The organism is Mycobacterium sp. NGS27 (assembly GCF_059813005.1).
Genome location: NZ_JCALDT010000003.1, coordinates 459,522 through 478,752, shown reverse-complemented (window position 1 = coordinate 478,752; position 19,231 = coordinate 459,522). Strand labels below are relative to the sequence as shown.

At 65.1% G+C, this 19,231-nt stretch carries 18 protein-coding genes and 1 tRNA gene; 9 read left to right on the top strand and 10 right to left on the bottom strand.

Features of this window, described 5'->3' with window-relative positions:
- Window positions 1-18 precede the first annotated feature (18 nt).
- Window positions 19-1,959 carry a putative alpha/beta hydrolase gene (locus AC5Y30_RS10820; RefSeq protein WP_499918125.1) on the bottom strand — a complete coding sequence of 647 codons (1,941 nt, stop codon included), beginning with the start codon at window positions 1,957-1,959 and terminating at the stop codon, window positions 19-21.
- 249 nt (window positions 1,960-2,208) lie between these two features.
- Between AC5Y30_RS10820 and AC5Y30_RS10815 the strand changes: the two genes are divergently transcribed.
- Complete coding sequence (locus AC5Y30_RS10815) at window positions 2,209-3,312, top strand: methyltransferase (protein WP_499918124.1); 1,104 nt, start codon at window positions 2,209-2,211, stop codon at window positions 3,310-3,312.
- Window positions 3,313-3,657: 345 nt separating this feature from the next.
- On the opposite strand, the gene AC5Y30_RS10810 is transcribed toward AC5Y30_RS10815, so the two are convergent.
- Both AC5Y30_RS10810 and AC5Y30_RS10805 read right to left on the bottom strand, forming a co-directional pair.
- Entirely contained in the window at window positions 3,658-4,053 is a 396-nt protein-coding gene (locus tag AC5Y30_RS10810) for an Rv1352/Rv1906c domain-containing protein (protein WP_499918123.1), read from the bottom strand.
- A gap of 83 nt (window positions 4,054-4,136) precedes the next feature.
- On the bottom strand, window positions 4,137-6,116 hold the full coding sequence (locus AC5Y30_RS10805; RefSeq protein WP_499918122.1) for a hypothetical protein: 1,980 nt from the start codon (window positions 6,114-6,116) through the stop codon (window positions 4,137-4,139).
- A gap of 169 nt (window positions 6,117-6,285) precedes the next feature.
- On the opposite strand from AC5Y30_RS10805, the gene AC5Y30_RS10800 reads away from it, so the two are divergent.
- The 3 genes from AC5Y30_RS10800 (at window position 6,286) to AC5Y30_RS10790 (ending at window position 8,828) form a co-directional block, all read left to right on the top strand.
- The gene (locus tag AC5Y30_RS10800; RefSeq protein ID WP_499918121.1) at window positions 6,286-6,747 is read left to right on the top strand and encodes a GtrA family protein; all 462 of its coding nucleotides are present in this window, start codon (window positions 6,286-6,288) and stop codon (window positions 6,745-6,747) included.
- An 86-nt stretch (window positions 6,748-6,833) separates the two neighbouring features.
- A complete protein-coding gene (locus AC5Y30_RS10795) occupies window positions 6,834-7,907 on the top strand; it encodes a glycosyltransferase (protein WP_499918120.1) in 1,074 nt (357 codons plus the stop codon).
- Window positions 7,908-7,910: 3 nt separating this feature from the next.
- Window positions 7,911-8,828 carry an SDR family oxidoreductase gene (locus tag AC5Y30_RS10790; protein WP_499918119.1) on the top strand — a complete coding sequence of 306 codons (918 nt, stop codon included), beginning with the start codon at window positions 7,911-7,913 and terminating at the stop codon, window positions 8,826-8,828.
- A gap of 59 nt (window positions 8,829-8,887) precedes the next feature.
- Here the strand turns inward: AC5Y30_RS10790 and AC5Y30_RS10785 are convergent, their stop codons facing one another.
- Both AC5Y30_RS10785 and AC5Y30_RS10780 read right to left on the bottom strand, forming a co-directional pair.
- Window positions 8,888-9,658 carry a phthiotriol/phenolphthiotriol dimycocerosates methyltransferase gene (locus AC5Y30_RS10785; protein ID WP_499918118.1) on the bottom strand — a complete coding sequence of 257 codons (771 nt, stop codon included), beginning with the start codon at window positions 9,656-9,658 and terminating at the stop codon, window positions 8,888-8,890.
- Window positions 9,659-9,871: 213 nt separating this feature from the next.
- A tRNA-Tyr gene (locus tag AC5Y30_RS10780) sits at window positions 9,872-9,955 on the bottom strand.
- Window positions 9,956-10,024: 69 nt separating this feature from the next.
- Between AC5Y30_RS10780 and AC5Y30_RS10775 the strand changes: the two genes are divergently transcribed.
- Both AC5Y30_RS10775 and AC5Y30_RS10770 read left to right on the top strand, forming a co-directional pair.
- Entirely contained in the window at window positions 10,025-10,516 is a 492-nt protein-coding gene (locus AC5Y30_RS10775; protein WP_499918117.1) for a YajQ family cyclic di-GMP-binding protein, read from the top strand.
- A 104-nt stretch (window positions 10,517-10,620) separates the two neighbouring features.
- The gene (locus tag AC5Y30_RS10770; RefSeq protein ID WP_499918116.1) at window positions 10,621-12,132 is read left to right on the top strand and encodes a flavin-containing monooxygenase; all 1,512 of its coding nucleotides are present in this window, start codon (window positions 10,621-10,623) and stop codon (window positions 12,130-12,132) included.
- A gap of 1 nt (window position 12,133) precedes the next feature.
- Here the strand turns inward: AC5Y30_RS10770 and AC5Y30_RS10765 are convergent, their stop codons facing one another.
- Both AC5Y30_RS10765 and AC5Y30_RS10760 read right to left on the bottom strand, forming a co-directional pair.
- Complete coding sequence (locus AC5Y30_RS10765; protein WP_499918115.1) at window positions 12,134-13,327, bottom strand: PPE family protein; 1,194 nt, start codon at window positions 13,325-13,327, stop codon at window positions 12,134-12,136.
- A gap of 14 nt (window positions 13,328-13,341) precedes the next feature.
- A complete protein-coding gene (locus AC5Y30_RS10760) occupies window positions 13,342-13,644 on the bottom strand; it encodes a PE family protein (protein WP_499918114.1) in 303 nt (100 codons plus the stop codon).
- An 83-nt stretch (window positions 13,645-13,727) separates the two neighbouring features.
- Here AC5Y30_RS10760 and AC5Y30_RS10755 point away from each other — a divergent pair, with 83 nt between their 5' ends.
- From AC5Y30_RS10755 to AC5Y30_RS10745, 3 genes are all read left to right on the top strand, one after another.
- Complete coding sequence (locus AC5Y30_RS10755; RefSeq protein WP_499918113.1) at window positions 13,728-13,955, top strand: hypothetical protein; 228 nt, start codon at window positions 13,728-13,730, stop codon at window positions 13,953-13,955.
- A gap of 162 nt (window positions 13,956-14,117) precedes the next feature.
- Window positions 14,118-15,143: an NAD(P)H-dependent glycerol-3-phosphate dehydrogenase gene (locus tag AC5Y30_RS10750; RefSeq protein WP_067355914.1), complete on the top strand. Its 1,026-nt coding sequence runs from the start codon at window positions 14,118-14,120 to the stop codon at window positions 15,141-15,143.
- 261 nt (window positions 15,144-15,404) lie between these two features.
- Window positions 15,405-16,937 carry a SulP family inorganic anion transporter gene (locus AC5Y30_RS10745; protein WP_499918261.1) on the top strand — a complete coding sequence of 511 codons (1,533 nt, stop codon included), beginning with the start codon at window positions 15,405-15,407 and terminating at the stop codon, window positions 16,935-16,937.
- A 26-nt stretch (window positions 16,938-16,963) separates the two neighbouring features.
- Here AC5Y30_RS10745 and AC5Y30_RS10740 read toward each other — a convergent pair whose 3' ends face one another.
- The 3 genes from AC5Y30_RS10740 to grcC1 form a co-directional block, all read right to left on the bottom strand.
- Complete coding sequence (locus AC5Y30_RS10740; protein WP_499918112.1) at window positions 16,964-17,218, bottom strand: helix-turn-helix domain-containing protein; 255 nt, start codon at window positions 17,216-17,218, stop codon at window positions 16,964-16,966.
- Between the two features lie 28 nt (window positions 17,219-17,246).
- The gene (gene htpX, locus AC5Y30_RS10735) at window positions 17,247-18,101 is read right to left on the bottom strand and encodes a zinc metalloprotease HtpX (protein ID WP_499918111.1); all 855 of its coding nucleotides are present in this window, start codon (window positions 18,099-18,101) and stop codon (window positions 17,247-17,249) included.
- Window positions 18,102-18,204: 103 nt separating this feature from the next.
- Complete coding sequence (grcC1, locus tag AC5Y30_RS10730) at window positions 18,205-19,212, bottom strand: nonaprenyl/(2E,6E)-farnesyl/geranylgeranyl diphosphat synthase (RefSeq protein WP_499918110.1); 1,008 nt, start codon at window positions 19,210-19,212, stop codon at window positions 18,205-18,207.
- Window positions 19,213-19,231: the final 19 nt, after the last annotated feature.

Sequence of the window (19,231 nt, the reverse complement as noted above, 5' to 3'; positions counted from 1 at the left end):
TCGCTATTCGATTGTCCGTCACTTCTGCGGAACCGCCTGATCTCCCAGTCCGGCCAGCACGGCCGCGATGTTGTAGTTGGTCGTCCGGGTGCCGCCGCCGTCGGGGAAGCGGGGGTAGTCGCTGTGCCCGTGCGCGTCACTCAGGTTGAGGGTGCCACCGTGGCCGTCGGGCACCGTGGCGGCCCCCGTCGCCAGGTGCGTGAAGTTGGGGTTGGTAGCCGGATTCGGGCCGAAGTGGCCCGCGCCGGTGGCGTCGGCCGCGCCCAGCACGGTTTCGGCCAGGGTGCTCAGCGGTGGGGGCAGGAACGGGGCGACCGTGTGGGCGATGGCGGGACCGTCGTAGGTCCACTGGATCGGGTCGTCGGGGGTTTCCATGGTGAACACGTGGCCGGGCTGCAGGTGGAGTTGTTGCGGCGTGGACGCTTCGATGCCTGGGGAGCCGTAGAACAGAGCCCGCGATACGCCATGGTCGCCGGGCTCCTGCAAGGCCAGACCGGTGGTCAGCGACCCGTAGGAGTGGCCGATCGCGGTGAGATCGGCGGGGCCGCCGTGGTGGGCGGCCTGTAGCCCGTCGTAGAAGCCGGCCAGGTCGTGGGCGCCGGCCCGCGCGATGTCGTCGTGGCTGACACCCCAGCCGCCGGCCAGCGACTTGCCGAGGTCGTCGAAGCCGGGCACCTGGGGCGGGTCGTACCCGATCCAGGCGATCGCCGAGACGGTGTCGTGTTCGTGGCCGGGGGCCAGGCTCAGCTGTCGCAACGCTTCGCTTCGGAGCCGGGTCGCCTCGTCCGACATGCTGCCGATGGCGCCGTGCACAGTGGTGTTGAGGCCGGGCACGGTGACCGACACGTGGGTGGACGCGTCGGGGTCGCCGACCGCGATCGCGGCGCGGGCCTGCTTGCCGGTCTTGGTGTCCAGCAGCATGAGTTTTCGATCCGGGCTCATCTTGACGGCCTTGTCGACGGCCTGGAGGTCGGGCAGGTACTTGGCCCCGTCGCGGGCGGCATCGTATTGGCGTTGCCAAGCCTCGTACGCCAGGCGATCGTCGAAGATCGCTCCCGGCTCGTTCGGCGGCGGAATGTTCTTGCCCTGCGCCCAATCCGGATGCTGCGCCCTGAGGGCGTCGGCCTGGGCGGCGGCCGCCTGGGCGCCGGTCAACTCGGTGGCCAGAGTGAGCCGGTTGTAATGATCGCGGTCCACCGCGGGCATCCCGTTGTGGTTGCCGATGTACGGATTGTGTTGGTACTCGGCGTCTTTCTGCGCCGGCGTGAGCGAGCTCCACACCTGCGCGAATTGCTTGGGGTCATCCGGCAACGCGGGCAGCGGCGACAGCGGACCCTCCACGGCCTGGATGGCCGCGGGGTCATAGCCGTCGCCGTGCAGGGCCCCGAGTGCGTTCTGCAACGTGTTCGAGTAGCCGTCGCGTGTCGCCTGCAGCTGGCCCAGCGCGGCTTTGGTGTCGCTGATGGCGTCCTGCTCACACTTGGCAATGAGCGTCTCGAGCGCATCGATGTCGGCGGCCGTAAGGCTTTCGTCGTCCTCCATTTCGTCGGCTTCCCCGATCAGGTCGTCGAGCTCCTGCAGCTGGGCCTCCAGCGCGGCGATCTGTGCGGCCGCTGCCTTTTGCGCCTCGGCCAGGCTTGCGGCGATGTTCTCCAGGTCCGCCCCGATCTTGGGCAGCTGCAACGACTGCGCCCCAAGCGATTTGGTCACCCGCTGCACCTCGTCGGAGTCGTTGATCGGATGGCCGCCGTCCTGGTGGTTCCAGGCGGCTTCGAAGCGGGTGCGGGCCTGTTCGAACGCGTTGTTGCTCTCCGCCGTGCATACGCCCGCTTTACGAAAGGCCTGCGCCAGGTTGGAGATCTGCAGTGGGCTGCCGGCCTGCAGGCTTCGGTTGATCGCCCAAGGGTCGCCACCGGCTGCGGCGATCAGCGCCGGGATGCTCAGGTAGCGCAGTTGCATGGGATCCTCAGCCGCTCTCCCGACCAGTACCCATCGCCACCCCTTCGACGCTTGGGAAAAAGGTTACCGCCGCAGCTTCGCCAATCAATTCAGCTGCGGGTAGACCACCACGTGTTGGAAGGCCGGCCCTTCGCGACGGGTCTATCGCGACCATTTGTTTGAACTAGACCAGAATCAGCACGGCCCTCGCCTTCCGGCCTCGATATGCGACAAGATCGAGCGCGAAAGTTCGCCGCGGAAAGGACAACGATGCCGCCCAAGTCACCGACATCAACCCCGAAGCTGCCGCCCGCCCGGGTGGCTCGCGCGGTCGAACGAATCCGTCATCATGTGGGGCGTGTATACCAGCGACTGGCACCTCCGCCGATCACGGTCATCGACCTCATCTTTGGAGGTTTTCTGTCGCAGGCCATTTCGGCTGCCGCGCAGCTTGGCATCGCCGACGCGCTTGCCGCGGGCCCGTTGACCAAGCAGGATTTGGCGCGTCGCGTCGGAGCCGACCCGGACAGCGTGGCGCGGCTGATGCGGTTGCTGATCAGCCGCGGCGTGTTCCGCAGGTGCCGCGACGGTCGCTTCGCGCTCAACGCTTTAGCCGACACGTTGCGCACCGATTCGCCGATTTCGACGCGTGGGGTCGCCTTGCTTTACGGCTCGCCGCAACACCGGGCCAACTGGACGCTGCTAGCCGACGCGGTGCGCACCGGAGAACCGAACCCCCCGAAAGTGTTGGGCAAGGACGTGTTCGGCTACCTGCGCGAGGATCCGGAGTTCGCGGAGATCTTCAACACCGCGATGACGTCCACGTCGGCGATATTGGAGGCGGCGGTGGTCGCGGCCTACGACTTCAGCGACTTCGGTGTCATCGCCGATATCGGGGGCGGCCACGGCCGGCTACTATCATCGCTTCTCGCCGCCGCCCCCAATGCCCGCGGCGTGCTGTTCGACCTTCCCGAGGCGGTCGAGGGAGCGCCACCGTTACTGGCCGCGCACGGTGTCGCCGACCGAGTCACGGTGACCGGCGGATCGTTCTTCGACAGCGTGCCGTCCGCCGATGCCTACGTGATGAAGAACGTCATCCACGACTGGCCCGACGACGAGGCCATCGCGATCTTTGGCACCATCAAAGCCGCGGCTCCTCCGGGTGCGAAACTGCTGCTGTTGGAGATGGTCATCCCGGATCATGACCGCGAGTTCCTTGGCCACTATGCCGACATGGAGATGCTGGTGATGGCCGGTGCGCTGGAACGAAACCGCAAGCAATGGACCGACCTGCTCCAGCGTGGCGGCTTCCGGCTGCAGCGAGTGGTGCAGACGGCAGGGCCGCTGTGCGTCATCGAAGCCATTCCCGGCTAGGAAGCGAACCCCTCGGCGCGGCCAAGAACGCCCGTACCCAGAGTCACCCGCAAAGTTGCCCCAACTGTCCGTGATTGGAGCTCGCGTCGCACTGCGTCTGCTCGCGTCTTTGAATGAAGTCATTGATGCAGTCTTGGTGGGCAGCGGGATCGACAATGCCGGCGCAGGGGTCGCCGGCGTGTGCTTGGGCGGGTGAAATGCAGAGCGGCGCCAGTGCCAGGATTGCGGCCGCCAACAGGCCGAATATTGCCTTCTTCATCGGAATCTTCCTTCCACGCCCCTTATCTTCTATCGATTGGACGCCTGGATCACGGAATGTGTCGAGTAGGTGGCCAACAATGCGCGTCAGGGGGTCTGCTGCCAGGTCCCACAATTCCGTGTCAGGAAAGCGGTGTCACTGCCCCGGATTCCGACTACCTGCGGACCGTCTGTCTTCTTGCTATCGATTACGTCCCTTGGATCGGGACTACCGAGCCGCGCCCAATAACACGTCGGCCCACCGGCGCTGCGATACTTGCCCACCGCAATGTCAACGCCGACAAGGAAAGTCCCGTCATTGTCGATGACTGACCAGTACGAGCCCTGAGGGTCGCCAACGGTCTTACTGCCCGGCGGCGTGCGACCTGCCGTTTGACTGGCGGTGGGGCTAAGGGTGCCGGCCACGGTCGGAGTTGTGCTGTTCGTGGCGGTTGCGCATGCCGCAATCAACAGCGTGGGCGCGGTCAATGCGAGGCGCTTCATGCACGTGGATTGTAAAAACAGCCGATGGCGGTGTCCACCATGTCGAGGTCGCCGCACAATCCGCCTGAGGGCGGCATCACCGGTTATTGTCCGACGCGCATCTCGTAGAAGCGCAAGCGCACAGCGCCCTGCTGACCTATGGACGAAGTATGGCCGACCACTCCGATTGTGTGGGCGTCGATCTGCAGGTTCGTGCCGTTTACGAGCACAGGCGTACTGAGGAGGAACGGCTCGGCGGCATTGGCGACAATCAGGCGGTAGGTAACCCCGTCGAGCACGACGGTCCAGGCGGTCGGCGGAGCGATGGTTCCTTGGAAGAGCCGGTCGACGGCGGACGGTTGCAGGTCGATCCCGACCAGGACCGCCATGTTCGGTCCGCTGGGGGTTGGGACCGCGATCACGTCGTTTCCGTGGACGGTGACCTCCGACAGCGCAGTGAGCGGACCACAGTGCGGCCCGGTACGGGTGAAGAGAGCCCAGCGGTTCTCGGCTCCGGTCAGGGTGTAGTTGCACAGCAGCGCACGCGAATATCGTGGGGATTCTTCGACGCCTAGCCGGCCGCCCATGCCGCCGACGCCGGTAGCGGGCGAGGCCGGCGATTGCCTGGACAAAATGAACTTTGGCCCGTTAGCCAGGGATTCGCTGTTCAGGTCATCGAGGGCGGGCGTGTTGGCAGCGGACGTCTGATAAACGGGCGCGGGGCGCCACGACAGATCGTAGGCCCACGCCGCCGACGTCTCATAGGGATCGACGTGGACCGTTGACGACCCGATGGTTTTGATGAAGCGGTCCGGAATCGCGTAGAGCGCACGCTGGCGTGCCTTGGCCTCTGCGACGCGTTGGTCGACGCGCCCTGGCAGGGCGAGCGTGACCAGGCGGTCGACCGTTTGCGCGGGCGCCCGTAGCGCCTCCGCGAAGCGCGAGGTATCCGGGGGATATCCCCCTGCGAGCACCACGACGGCATACTCTGCGCCAAGCAGAACCAAGGTGGTGGCCAGCACCACCACTACTAACGCACGACCACGGGTTCCTGAAAGAGGGGTGATCGCCACCGCAACAATGATGAGGCCGAGAAGCGCGTAGAGATGCCAGATGTCAGGTTTTGAGAACGCACTTTTGGCCGGGATCATGGTCGCGAGGCCGACGAGCACTACTAGCCGACGGGGAATCTGCGGTCCGCCGCGGATGAACATCATCCACAACGCTCCTATCCAGGCAAGCGTTAACAGGACCGCGACGACCGTGAGCAAAGTTAAGTCATCCTCGGCCGCACCGTAACCCGATGCGAGGGTGGCGCTGGATCTGAGCCAGGCGGGCAGGTTGTCCGGTCGTTGCCCGTCGACTACCCACCAGATGAATGTCGATGCTGCGAATGCGGTCACCGTTGCGCAATGGCGTCCGATAGCTCTCCAGTCGAGCAAAACCGACAGGCCCAGTGCGATGGCCACAATCGCGAGGCCGGCGTTTAGTTTCACGAGCAGCTGCAGGCCTGCGAATGCGCCCAGCACGGTGCACGTGCTCATTACCGTCGAGCGCTTGGGATATTGCTGCAACAGGGGCACCGCCGCCCACGGCAGTGCCGCGAGACCGGCCAGCTCAGGGTATTCCAGGCCCGAAACCCCGCCGTGACCGATGTGCAGGATGGCGACGATGCCGGTGGTCAGGAAGGCACCCAGAAGCGAAGTCATCGGGGCGTGGCGCTGGCGTAACGCTGCCGCGATACCGAGGAACAGGACGGCGACGATGATCGGCTGGTAGATCGTTGCGAGCACCGACTGACCGAAGGAGTAGTAAGCGGTGTTCTGGAGGAATGCAAGCGGCCCGTAAGTCGATACGACTTCGGGGCCCCATGCGAGGTGGTGAATTCGTGCGAGCGCCACCCCGGCCAAAGTCGATTGGTCAGGTCCGATGGCCGCGTCGACTGACGCCTGCGGCCAAAAAATCAAAACCGTAATTAAGGCGGCGACGCCTCGTTGCCAACGCGCAGAGCCCCACGCAGTCGTCGAACACCAGGTCCTGATGCGTCCAAGCGCCGTCGTCGGGACCGACGCGGTTGTCACCATTCACCAAAGCTACCAATCACTTCAAAGGGCATTGGACGTTTCATGAATTGCCCTGCCCGCCTAACTCGGTCGATACCTTTCAGAAAAGTACACCGCTTGCAATCGAGGCTTTATTCGGCGACAGAGCGTCCCGCCGCGAGTATCTTGGCGGACTATGGGCCTCTCGCGATTGGGCACCAGGGAGGCCAACAAGAAGCTCCGTTACGCTGCTGTGTCGGTCGTATTCGTCCCCCTCGGGCAGATTCTCATCCAGGTTTTGGGCTTATGGCTGCACAACTACACTGCCGGTTCGCTATTGGCGGCCGCCATCGTGACCGTCCCTAACTTTTTCGTCAACAAACTTTTCGTCTGGCGGATCAGGTCGCGCGAGAACTTGCGCAGCCAGGTTCTTGTGTTCTGGGTGGCCATGATGCTGGGTGTCGCGTTGGCAACGTTGTTCACTTACCTCGTCGAGGCCGCGATGGCAAACCACACGACGCTCGCCCGCGGCGCAGCAGTGTTCTGCGCCCAGCTGCTGGGATTCGGCATCGTCTGGGTGGGTCGTTTCCTCATCCTGGACCGCTGGCTGTTCAAGCTGGCGGGCGACACCTCTGAGCACGCCGACGAGGTCATCGGCGAGATTCCTGTCTGAGCCAATCGAGCCACTGGGCGGCTCTACGCGCATGGACGCGATCGGGCGGTTCGCCCTACGGCAACCCGGTGTAGCCAAAATCACAATTGACAGGACCCACCCGGCCATGCGTCGGTACTGTTACTCCACTGGACGCGTCCGTTCAGGGAGGCAAACGCGTGACTGGTGACCACCAATCGAGCCGTGTGGACTCGATCAGCGTCGTAATCCCGGTCTACAACGGAGCCGCGACCTTGCCGGGGTTGGTAAAGGAGCTCGAGCAGCACCGTTCGCTGCAGGAGACCAGGGGCGGCCGCAAATTCCGCGTCGACGAGGTGCTTCTCGTGTGGGACCGCGGCATCGGCGGTAGCGAAGAAGTCGTGCGCGATTTGGCCGCGCGCGACGAGTGGCTCCGTCCGGTGTGGCTCTCCCGCAACTTCGGACAACATCCCGCGACGCTGGCGGGCATGACGTCATCAGGTGGCGACTGGATCGTGACGATGGATGAGGACGGACAACACGATCCGGCGTATATCGGCGACTTGCTCGACACGGCGTACCGCGACCGCACCGAACTGGTGTACGCGTCGCCGACGAACCGACCACCGCACGGTGCCTTGCGCAATGTGGCGTCCTGGCTGACGAAGTGGTTGTTCCTACATGTCCTGGTGTCGTCCAAAGGCCTTCGAGCTTTCAACAGTTATCGACTGGTCCTCGGCGAGGCCGGACGAAGTGTCGCCGCCTACGCCGGCGCCGGGGTGTTCCTCGATGTCGCCCTGTCTTGGGTCGTCACCGAACCCTCAACCTGTCCCGTGGTGCTGCGCCAAGAGGGCCGGCCCGCCAGCGCGTACACCCTCCACCGCCTCGTCTCGCATTTTTGGCGGCTGGTCATCTCCTCGGGCACCCGGCCGCTGCGCTTCGTCTCCACGATTGGCGTTCTGTTCGCTCTTCTGGGCTTCGCCACCGCTATTTACAGTGCGGTCCGGAAACTGGTGGGCGATGTCAACGTGCAAGGTTGGACATCGGTGTTCGTAGCGGTGCTTGTCATCGGTGGGGCGGCCTTGTTCTCACTGGGGATCATTGCCGAATACATCGCAGCTGCCGCCGGCATGGCGATGGGCAAGCCGGTGTATGTCATCGTGCGCGATCCGGGTGAAGCATTCGATAGCCCGGAGGGCTGACGGATGCTTACTTGGATTGTCGGCCGGCGGGGATTGCTGGGCAGCGCCGTCTCGCGGTCGATCGGTTCGGAGTTCATCGGCGCTCCGGTGCCGTGGGAAGATCACGATGCTGCGGCTGCGGTGCTCGATGCCAGCCTCGATGAATTCACCCGGGCGGCGCGCGACGACGACTGGTCGGTCATCTGGGCCGCCGGCAGCGGCGTCATAGGTTCCACGATCGACAAACTCGCAGCGGAGACCCGCATCATGTCCCACCTGCTCACACGAATTCGAGAGTCGCGGCCAACCGGTCGGGGTGCGTTCTTCCTCTCCTCATCCGCGGGCGGCATCTATGCCGGGTCGACTCACCCCCCGTTCAGTGAATCGACGACGCCGCAGCCACTGAGCCCGTACGGCGAGGCAAAACTCGCTCAGGAGGAGATTTCGCGGTCGGCGCTCGACGGCTGCGTCCCACTCGTCATCGGACGATTGTCAAACCTCGCAGGGCCCGGTCAGAACGTCATGAAACCGCAGGGTCTGGTCAGTCAGCTGTGCCGAGCCGCCGTGACGCGACAATCGGTGAACGTTTTCGTGCCGATGGAGACCCTCCGCGACTACTTGTATGTCGATGATGCCGCCGCGATGGTGCGGACGCTGGTCCAGAGAGCGGTAGAAACGCAGCCGGCCGCGCCGGTGCTGCGCAATCTGTCGTCTCAACGACCACTGCCGGTTTGCGCCGTCTTGAGGACGGTGGAGCAAGTGGCCCATCGCACGGTTCGTATCGCACTGGGAACGAGCCCGTCGACGAGATATCAAGTCCGGGACCTGAGGCTGTGCACACAGTTCGCGCAGGACTTTCAGGGCGTCGCAATAACTCCGTTTCCCGTGGCGGTCAAACGTGTATACGACGATGTACTGCGTCGACAGCTATCTCCGAACTGATCAAATGACTCTCATTGATTGCCACTCGCGAGTCCTACATGCCGGCCTTTCCGAACCCCTCACACCTTAGTGAAGCAGTACATCCGGTAAGAGGTTTGTCCATTAAGCAATCCATCGCAGAATTTGGGATGTATATATTGCCGAAGAACGCCAAAACTATTGCGAGACAACTCATGCCACCGCCGGAGATTCTGCGCTAGTGCACGCGCAACGTCCGCACTGATGTCCCTCTGCGACACGATCCGCATAGGGCCGTCTTCTAGCTCTTGTTCCCATTTGTGAATGCCGTCATGTCGGCGCCAATCGGCGTATAGGAAGTGGCCGCCGGGCCGTAGCACACGTGCTACTTCAGCGAGGAAACGCGGAAACGCGGGGTAGCAGTGCGAGGCCTCGACATTTATCACCGCATCGAAGGTTTCATCGGAGAAGGGGAGGTCCGCGGCGTTGCCCTGCACGAAGTCAAGGCCAGGCAGGTTGTGCCGTTTGCGGCAGAAGTCGACACCGGCCCGACTTAAGTCCAATCCCGTGTAGGAGGCCAGACCCAAGGTGCGCATTAGATATTCGGCTCCGCCGCCATGACCACAGCTGACTTCCAGCGCCCGTTTTCCACCTAGATCAACCTGGGTCGCCGTTCGGTGATAGAGCTGAATGAAGTAGCGGTTGGGCTCGTCGGACGCCTCCAGGGGGAGGGCCATGGGCGGATCTTCCTCATAGCCCCAGTTGATGAAAACCTGATCGTCACCGCTGAAAAAGCGGGTCGTTAGCGGGTAAAAGTATTTGGCAAAGAATTTCCACCCTGGAGTAAGTAACAGGTGGTTGGTGAGGCTCACGCGTGTGAGTATGACAGAACGCTCCGAGGGTCTGCGCCGACTTCGCCCGGCGCTACGGAACACTTCGCAAGGTGCACCGCCGGCTCAACGCGACGCCACTTGATCCCGCACATCGATTTCCTCGGCTGGGTGCCCGCTGCCGCCACCAATCGCACGTCGGTTGCAGGCCAGCGGCCAGGCCGGAGCAAAACCGGCCCAGACCCGGCTGAGGCTTGGTGGCAGGTACAGGATTCGAACCTGTGAAGCTTTCGCGACGGATTTACAGTCCGCTCCCATTGGCCGCTCGGGCAACCTGCCGCCAGACAGGTTACAACGAGCGAGTAGACAAAGCACAAACGCCTATCACCGGATGAAGGGACGGAATGCATGGCGGACTCATCGTTCGACATCGTCAGCAAAGTGGATCGCCAAGAGGTCGACAACGCGCTCAACCAGGCCGCCAAGGAATTGGCCACCCGGTTCGACTTCCGCGGCACCGACACCACAATCGCCTGGAAGGGCGACGAGGCTATCGAGCTCACGTCATCCACCGAGGAACGCGTCAAGGCGGCGGTCGACGTCTTCAAGGAGAAGCTGATCCGCCGCGACATCTCGATGAAGGCCTTCGACGCCGGCGAACCGCAGGCCTCCGGCAAGACCTACAAGATCAGCGGGTCCCTCAAGCAGGGCATCAGCAGCGAGAGCGCCAAGAAGATCACCAAGCTGATCCGTGACGACGGCCCCAAGAACGTCAAAACCCAGATCCAGGGCGACGAAATCCGGGTCACCAGCAAAAAGCGCGACGACCTGCAGGCCGTCCAGGCGATGCTCAAGCAGGCCGACCTGGACGTGGCGTTGCAGTTCGTCAACTATCGCTGACCGGCGCGGTCCGTGCCGCGCGGCGCGGATTCGCGAGTTACTAGCCCGACCAACCGGTGGGTCTCTACGCTGGTACGAGTCCCACAATTCGAGCGAGGTTCACGATGACCGCGACTCCCCAGGAGGCCGCCGATAACGGTGCCGCCGAGGCCGGATACTCCGACGTGATCATCGTCGGTGCCGGCATCTCCGGCATCGACGCGGCATATCGGATCACCGAGCGCAATCCGCGCCTGACGTACACCGTCCTGGAGCGGCGCGCGCAGATCGGCGGGACGTGGGATTTGTTCCGCTATCCCGGCGTGCGATCGGACAGCAGCATCTTCACGCTGTCCTTTCCGTTCGAGCCGTGGACCCGCAAGGAGGGCGTCGCCGACGGCGTGCACATCCGCGAGTACCTGGTCGCCACCGCGCGCAAGTACGGCATCGACCGGCACATCCGGTTCAACAGCCATGTGCGCTCGGCGGACTGGGACTCCGCAACCGACACCTGGACGGTCACCGTGGAGCAGGACGGGGCACGCAAGCTGTATCGCGGCCGCTTCCTGTTCTTCGGCAGCGGCTACTACAACTACGACGAGGGCTATACCCCGGACTTTCCGGGCATCGAACAGTTCGAGGGCACCGTCGTGCACCCGCAGCACTGGCCCGAAGGCCTGGACTACACCGGCAAGCAGGTCGTGGTGATCGGCAGCGGGGCGACCGCGGTCACGCTCCTGCCGTCGTTGTCGGACCGCGCCGCCAAAGTGACCATGCTGCAGCGCTCGCCGACCTACCTCATTTCCGCGTCCAAGTACGGCGCCGTCGCCGCGGTGGCTCGAAAGTTGTTGCCCCGCAACCCCGCTCACCTCGTCATCCGCATGTACAGCGCCCTGACCGAGGCGGTGTTCTTCGCGTTGTCCCGCAAGGCGCCGGGGCTGGTGCGGTGGCTGTTGCGGCGCAAGGCGATCAACAGCCTGCCCGCAGGCTACGACGTCGACACCCACTTCAAGCCGCGCTACAACCCGTGGGACCAGCGGATGTGCCTGATCCCCGACGCCGACCTGTACAACGCCATCACCGCGGGCGGCGCCGAGGTGGTCACCGATCACATCGACCATTTCGACGCGACGGGTATCGCGCTGAAATCCGGTGGACACCTGGCCGCCGACATCATCGTCACCGCCACCGGCCTGCAGCTGCAGGCGCTTGGCGGGGCCGCGATCAGCCTGGACGGCAACGAGATCAAGACCAGCGACCGCTTCGTCTACAAAGCGCACATGCTCGAGGACGTGCCGAACCTGTTCTGGTGCGTGGGCTACACCAACGCGTCGTGGACGCTGCGCGCCGACATCACCGCCCGGGCGACGGCGAAGCTGATCGAACACATGGGTTCTCACGGCTACACCCACGCCGCACCGCATCGGGGCAACGAGCCGATGGCCGAGAAGCCATCGTGGGACATCAACGCCGGCTACGTGCTGCGCTCGGTGCACATGCTGCCGAAGTCGGGCACCAAGCGGCCATGGAACGTGCGGCAGAACTATCTGGCCGACGCACTCGACTACCGGTTCGACCGCATCGAGGAGGCGATGGTGTTCGGCCGGGTCGAGGATCGGGCGCCGCTGGCCGGCTAGGCTAGCCCGCGGCCGGCGGCCTGGCCATCACCGACGGTTTGAATCCGTAGCTCGGCAGGTTGCGCCAGCCGCCTTGTCCGACCATCGGCCCGAACGGTGTCATCGGCACGGCAGGCAACCCGTTCGCGGCCGGCGGAGCCGTGGACGTCGCGCTCACCAGCGTCGCGACCCCGGGGTTGGTGACGGCGTTGACCGGAGCCCAGCTGGGCGGCACGGACAGCGCTCCCAGCGGAACCGCGCGCCCCACACCCGCTGCCACGGAGCCGGCGTTGCCCAGGCCGGCACCGGCCGCGCCCAGCGCCTTGGCGCCGTTTCCCGCCGCCTGAGCCGCCGAGGAGGCCGCCGGGGCCAGACCCTTCGCGAATGTGCTCATGGCCGTGATCCCGTTGCTGATCTGCCCGAAGGACTGTGCCGTCTGAACGCCGACCTGCCCCGAGGAGATATACGGCACAACGTATTTCGAGTACATCGAGGCGATGTCGTCGAACGGGGTGTTCTCCGAGATCCATTCGTCGATCGGCTTGAGGTTGCCGAGGGTGGGCTCTGCCAGAGTCTGCAGGTTCTCGGCAGCCTGCGCGTTCGCGTTCGCCGCGGCGTCTTGCGCACCGCTGCGAGACGAATTGCCAACGGCTTTCGCGACCGCGGCGGCCTGCTCGGAGGAAGCGGCGGGATTGGTCACTTCCGCCGGCTCGTCGAATTCGGTCAGCTGCGCGGCCGTCGCCGAGGACCCCGCGTAGCCGTACATCGCCGCGGCGTCTTGTGCCCACATCTCGAAATACTCCGCCTCGACCGTCGCGATGGCGGCGGTGTTCTGTCCCAACACATTCGACGCGATCAGCGACGCCAGCAGCGCGCGGTTTGCCGCGATCACCGGCGGGGGCACCGTCAGCGTGAACGCCGTCTCGTACGCGGCCGCCGCCATGGTCGCCTGGCTGGAGGCCAGTTCGGCGTTGCCGGCGCTGGTGCGCAACCACGTCACACAGGGGGTGGTCGCCGCCGCCAGGGCCAGCGCCGACGGACCCAACCACGGTCCGCCGGTCAGCGCGGAGATGACCGACTGAAAGGAGGCGGCGCTGCTGTGCAACTGTGCCGCCAGCTCGCCCCAGCTCGCCGCGGCGCCCAACAACGAACCCGCTCCCGGCCCCGCATACATTCGCCCCGAGTTGATCTCCGGCGGCAGCAGCGCATAGTCCATGTGCGTCTCCGCTCTTACAGCGCCGACGCGGCGGCGTTGGCGGCCTCGGTGGCCGCGTAGGTTCCCGCGCTCTGCGCCAGGGTGGCCGCGAGCAATTCATGCACCGCGATGGCCCGGGCGGCCAGCGCCTGGAACTGCGCCGCATGGGCGGCGAACCTCGCCGCGGTCAGCGCGGACACCTCGTCGGCGGCGGCCGGAACGACCCCCGTGGTCGGGATGGCCGCGGCCGCCTTGCCGACGTTGAGCGCCGCGGTGATCGACTGGAGATTGCTTGCCGCCGCCGACAACTTGTCCGGCTGGACAGTCACGAAAGACATACCGTTTTCCCTTCAGCGTGTGTTCGGATGTCGCGAAACGCTAAACGAGGGTTCGGCGAATTCAGTGCCGACAATTCATTCAAATGGACCTTGAGCTTGTCTTTTCGGCAACACTCATGCTGATTTTTAGCCGCACGCCGTTTCGCGTGCTTTTCTCCGTCACCGCTCCGACGCGAGGCTCACCAGTGGCTTTGAGCCGGTTGGCTTTTGGCGGGAATGGCGCACACCTGTTGATTGCCCTACCTGAGCGGGTATCCATTTACCTTTTTATGAATCTCCCATGCATTTTCAAAGGTATTCCGCACAAATGACCGGCGCCGACTCGCCGAACGCAAATGTTGTCGCCGATAAATATGAATTCGGCATGGATAACCGCGGATACCACGCCGGGCCGTGCGGGGTGTGCAGGCACGGTGTCGCCCCGCTTCGTGAACTCCTACAAAATCGCAGGTGTCCGCAATACGCTGATCGCCATGGCATCTGAGAAGCGCGAACCCAAAGTCGTTGTCCTCGGTGGCGGTTCCTGGGGCACCACCGTGGCGTCAATCTGCGCGCGTCGCGGGCCGACGCTGCAGTGGGTGCGCTCCGAGGCCACCGCGTCCGACATCAACGACAACCACCGCAACAGCCGTTACCTCGGCAACGACGTCGTGCTCAGCGACACCCTGCGCGCCACCACCGACTTCGCCGAGGCGGCGAACTCGGCGGACGTCGTCGTGATGGGCGTTCCCTCGCACGGCTTTCGAGGGGTGCTGAGCGAGCTGGCCAAAGAGTTGCGGCCGTGGGTGCCGGTGGTGTCACTGGTCAAGGGCCTCGAGCAGGGCACCAACATGCGGATGTCGCAGATCATCGAGGAGACGCTGCCCGGCCATCCCGCGGGCATCCTGGCCGGGCCGAACATCGCGCGCGAGGTGGGCGAGGGCTATGCCGCCGCGGCGGTGCTGGCGATGCCCGACCAGCATCTGGCGACGCGACTGTCGGGCCTGTTCCGCACGCGGCGCTTCCGCGTGTACACCACCGACGACGTCATCGGGGTGGAGATGGCCGGCGCGCTGAAGAACGTCTACGCCATCTCGGTCGGGATGGGCTACTCGCTGGGCATCGGCGAGAACACCCGGGCGCTGGTGATCGCCCGCGCGCTGCGCGAGATGACCAAACTGGGCGTCGCCCTGGGCGGCCATCCCGACACCTTCCCGGGCCTGGCCGGCCTGGGCGACCTGATCGTCACCTGCACCAGTCAGCGCAGCCGCAACCGGCACGTCGGTGAACAACTGGGGGCGGGCAAACCGATCGACGAGATCATCGCCTCGATGAACCAGGTCGCCGAGGGCGTCAAGGCCGCCAGCGTGATCATGGAGTTTGCCAACGAATTCGGCCTGACCATGCCGATCGCCCGCGAAGTCGACGCCGTGATCAACCACGGCTCCACCGTCGAGGAAGCCTATCGGGGCCTGATCGCCGAGGTACCCGGCCACGAGGTGCACGGTTCCGGCTTCTGAACTGGCGCTTTGACGCCAGGCAATTCAAATCTTTGCGTTCTCTATGGGCCGCGCCAGTCGGCTTGACCGGCCTTTGCCAGCAAAATACCGTCGACGCAGGTGGCCAGGGATTTTCGGGCGCGATGCAGCGGGTCCATCCCGTCGTAATCCTCTGTACGCCAGCGCGTTACGAAGAGGTAATGGGCGCACAATGGGGCGGATATCGGAACATCCCCCGCTAACACCTACCGAGGGACGCGACCGATGCACAACGCCGAACAAATGGGTGACAAAGCCCGCGCTCAAAGCCTCGCCGAACCGCGTCTCGAACGGTTGCGCGGCATCATCCGGCACGATCTGCCGTCCTCACTCGTGGTTTTCCTGGTCGCACTCCCCCTGTCGCTGGGCATCGCGATCGCTTCGGGCGCCCCAGTACTCGCCGGCCTGATCGCCGCGATCGTCGGCGGAATCGTGGTGGGCTCGTTGGGCGGATCCCCGCTGCAGGTCAGTGGCCCCGCGGCCGGACTGACGGTGATCGTCGCCGGCCTGGTTTCCGATTTCGGTTGGGGCATAACGTGCTTGATCACCGTCGCCGCCGGAGTCGTGCAGGTTCTGTTGGGGCTCAGCCGTGTTGCGCGCGCCGCCCTGGCGATCTCACCTGTCGTCGTGCACGCCATGCTGGCGGGCATCGGCGTCACGATCGCCCTGCAGCAGGCGCACGTGTTGCTCGGCGGAAAATCCAAGAGCTCGGCCTGGCACAACCTCATCGGGCTTCCGGGCCAGATCGTCGGTGCGCACCGTCCGGGGGTGATCCTGGGTGTGCTGGTGATCGTCATCCTGGTGGCCTGGCGATGGGTTCCCGCCAAAGTGCGCCGCGTCCCGGGGCCACTGGTCGCCATTGTCGCGGTGACGGTCATCTCGGTGGTCTTCCCGTTTCACGTGCGCCGGATCAACTTCGAGGGGTCGCCGCTGGAGGCGCTGCGGTTGCCCGATCTTCCCCACGGCAACTGGGGCGCGGTCGCGATCGGGGTGATCACGGTGGCGCTGATCGCCAGCGTCGAGAGCCTGCTGTCGGCCGTGTCGGTCGACCGGATGCACAACGGGCCACGAACCGATTTCAACCGCGAGCTGGTGGGGCAGGGAGCCGCCAACATCGTGTCGGGCAGCATCGGCGGGCTACCGGTGACTGGGGTGATCGTCCGCAGCTCGACAAATGTCAACGCGGGGGCCAAATCCCGCGCCTCGTCGATCATGCACGGCGTCTGGATCCTGTTGTTCACCATCCCGTTCGCCGGGCTGGTCGAGGAGATTCCCACCGCCGCCCTCGCCGGGCTGCTCATCGTCATCGGGATTCAGCTGCTGAAGCCGGCTCACATCGAAACCGCAATGAAACACGGCGATCTCGCGGTCTACGTCGTGACCGCCGTCAGCGTCATATTCCTCAACCTGCTGCACGGCGTCATGATCGGACTCGCCCTGGCCATCACACTGACCGGATGGCGGGTGATCCGCGCCAAGATCGAAGCCACGCCGACCGACGACGGATGGCGGGTGAGCATCGACGGCGCGGCATGCACCTTCCTGGCGCTGCCGAGGCTGACGCGAGTGCTGGCGTCGGTTCCGCAGGGCGCGACGGCGACGGTGGTCATTGCGGTCCACTACCTCGATCACGCTGCGCATCAAGCCATTACCGACTGGCAACAACAGCATGAGGCGACGGGCGGGGCGGTGGCGATCCACGGCGGAACCGAGACGGATCAACGCGACCCGCGCCCATCCTCGGTCGAAGCCGAAACATCCGAGGCCGCAGCGTAATCGGTTCGCCGCCCGGCCGAGCCGGGTCAGTCCACGTCGATGCTGATATGCAGCCGCTTGCCGCACACCTGCGCCAGCCGCTGCAGCACGTCCACGCGGGGCACCTCGGTCCCGTCCTCCCACGCGGCGACGGCTTCCTGGGTAGTGCCCATCGCTTCGGCCAGTTGGGCCTGGTTCATACCGGCGCCGGCGCGTGTTTCGAAGATCAAGTCCGGCAGATCCAGCGCGAGGCCGGCTTCGTGAATGTCCATCGAGTTGGGTTCAGTCATCGCCATCACCATCCGACCTCAATGGTACTTGCGAATCGGACTACCGCCCCGCCATTTCCTCCAGCCGGCGGATACGGTCCTCTATCGGCGGGTGCGTGGAAAACAGCGACCCGATCCGCTCGCCCACCCGGAACGGGTTGGCGATCATCAGGTGCGCCTGGCTGGCCAGCTGGGGCTCCGGCGGCAGCGGGGCCGCCTGGACCCCGCCGGAAATCTTGCGCAAGGCCGACGCCAGGGCCAGCGGGTCGCCCGTCAACACCGCGCCCGATTCGTCCGCCTGGTATTCGCGTGACCGCGACACCGCCAACCGCACCACCGTCGCCGCGATCGGGCCCAGCAGCGAAACCAGCAGCAGCGCAAAGGGATTGCCGCCTTCGCGGTCATTGCCACCGAAAAACATTGCCATGTAAGACAGTGCGGTGATCACCGAGGCCAGCGCGCCTGCCACACATGAGATCAGGATGTCGCGGTTGTACACGTGCGAAAGTTCGTGACCCAGCACCGCGCGCAACTCACGCTCGGTGAGGATGTCCAGAATGCCGGTGGTGCAGCAGACCGCCGCGTTGCGCGGGTTGCGCCCGGTCGCGAACGCATTGGGCGCGTTGGTGTCGCTGATGTAGAGCCGGGGCATCGGCTGGTGCGCGCCCGTCGCCAGCTCTCGCACGATCCGGTACATCGCCGGCGCCTGCACCTCCGAGACCGGCTGCGCGTGCATCGCCCGAAGCGCCAGCTTGTCGCTGTTGAAGTACGTGTAGACGTTCATGCCGATCGCGAACAGCACCGCGAGGAACATCGCGGTCCTGCCGAACATCGAGCCGACGAACACGATCAGCGCGGACATGCCAACCAACAACGCGAACGTCTTGAACGTGTTGTGATGCGGATGCCAGGTCATCGGTGTCCTCCTTGCGAACACTCGGGAGCGCGCGCTACTGCGGTTACAGCTCTTTGAACGCCCGAGATGGCCTTGTTGGTTCCGCAGGACTTCGCGATCGCCACTAGCCGTGCCGGCTGATGGTGTAGTCGACCAGCGTCTGTAGCGCCCGGCGGCCGGGAACATCCGGTAACACGGCCAGCTCCTGGCGCGCCTGCTCGGCGTACTCGTGAAGCGACTGCTTGGCCTTGGCCATGCCCGGCGAGGCCCGCAACAGTGCCAGCGCCTCGGCCACCGCGTCGTCGTCCTCGATGGGGCCGACCAGCAGCTCGCGCAGCCGCGCCGCCTCGGGCCCGGGCTCGCGCAGCGCGTAGACCATCGGCAAGGTGTGCACGCCTTCGCGCACGTCCGTGCCGGGCAGCTTGCCGGACTCGTGGGAGTCGCTGTCGATGTCGATGATGTCGTCGGAGATCTGGAACGCGGTGCCCACGATGCCGCCGAGACGGCTCAGCCGCTCCACCTGGTCGGCGTCCGCACCCGAGAACATCGCACCGAACCGGCCCGCCGCCGCGATCAGGCACGCGGTCTTCTCGTACACCACCCTCAGGTAGTGCTCGATGGGGTCCGATCCCTCGACGAAGCCTCGGGTCTCGCGCATCTGCCCCGTCACCAACTGGGCGAACGTCTCGGCGATCAGCCGCACGGCCTCGGGGCCCAGCCGGGAGACCAACCGCGAGGCCGTGGCGAACAGGTAATCCCCCGCCAGGATCGCGACGTTGTTGCCCCAGCGCACGTTGGCGGTGGGCGCGCCGCGACGAACCTCCGCCTCGTCCATGACGTCGTCGTGGTACAGCGTGGCCAGGTGCACCAGTTCGATGACGGCGCCGGCGATGGTGACGTCTCCGCTGTCCGGGTTGGGTCCGATCTGGGCCGACAGCACGGTGAACAGCGGCCGGAACCGCTTGCCGCCGGCCTTGAACAGGTGCGTCAGCGACTCGGTCATGATGTCGTCGGCGCTGAGCAGCTCGGTGTCCATGAGCTGCTCGATCCGTCCCACACCGTCCCGTACGGTCGCCGCGAAATCGGGGTTGCCGAAGTCGACGCCCGCCACCACCGTTGCCGGAGTACTCACGGCACCAAACATACTGGTG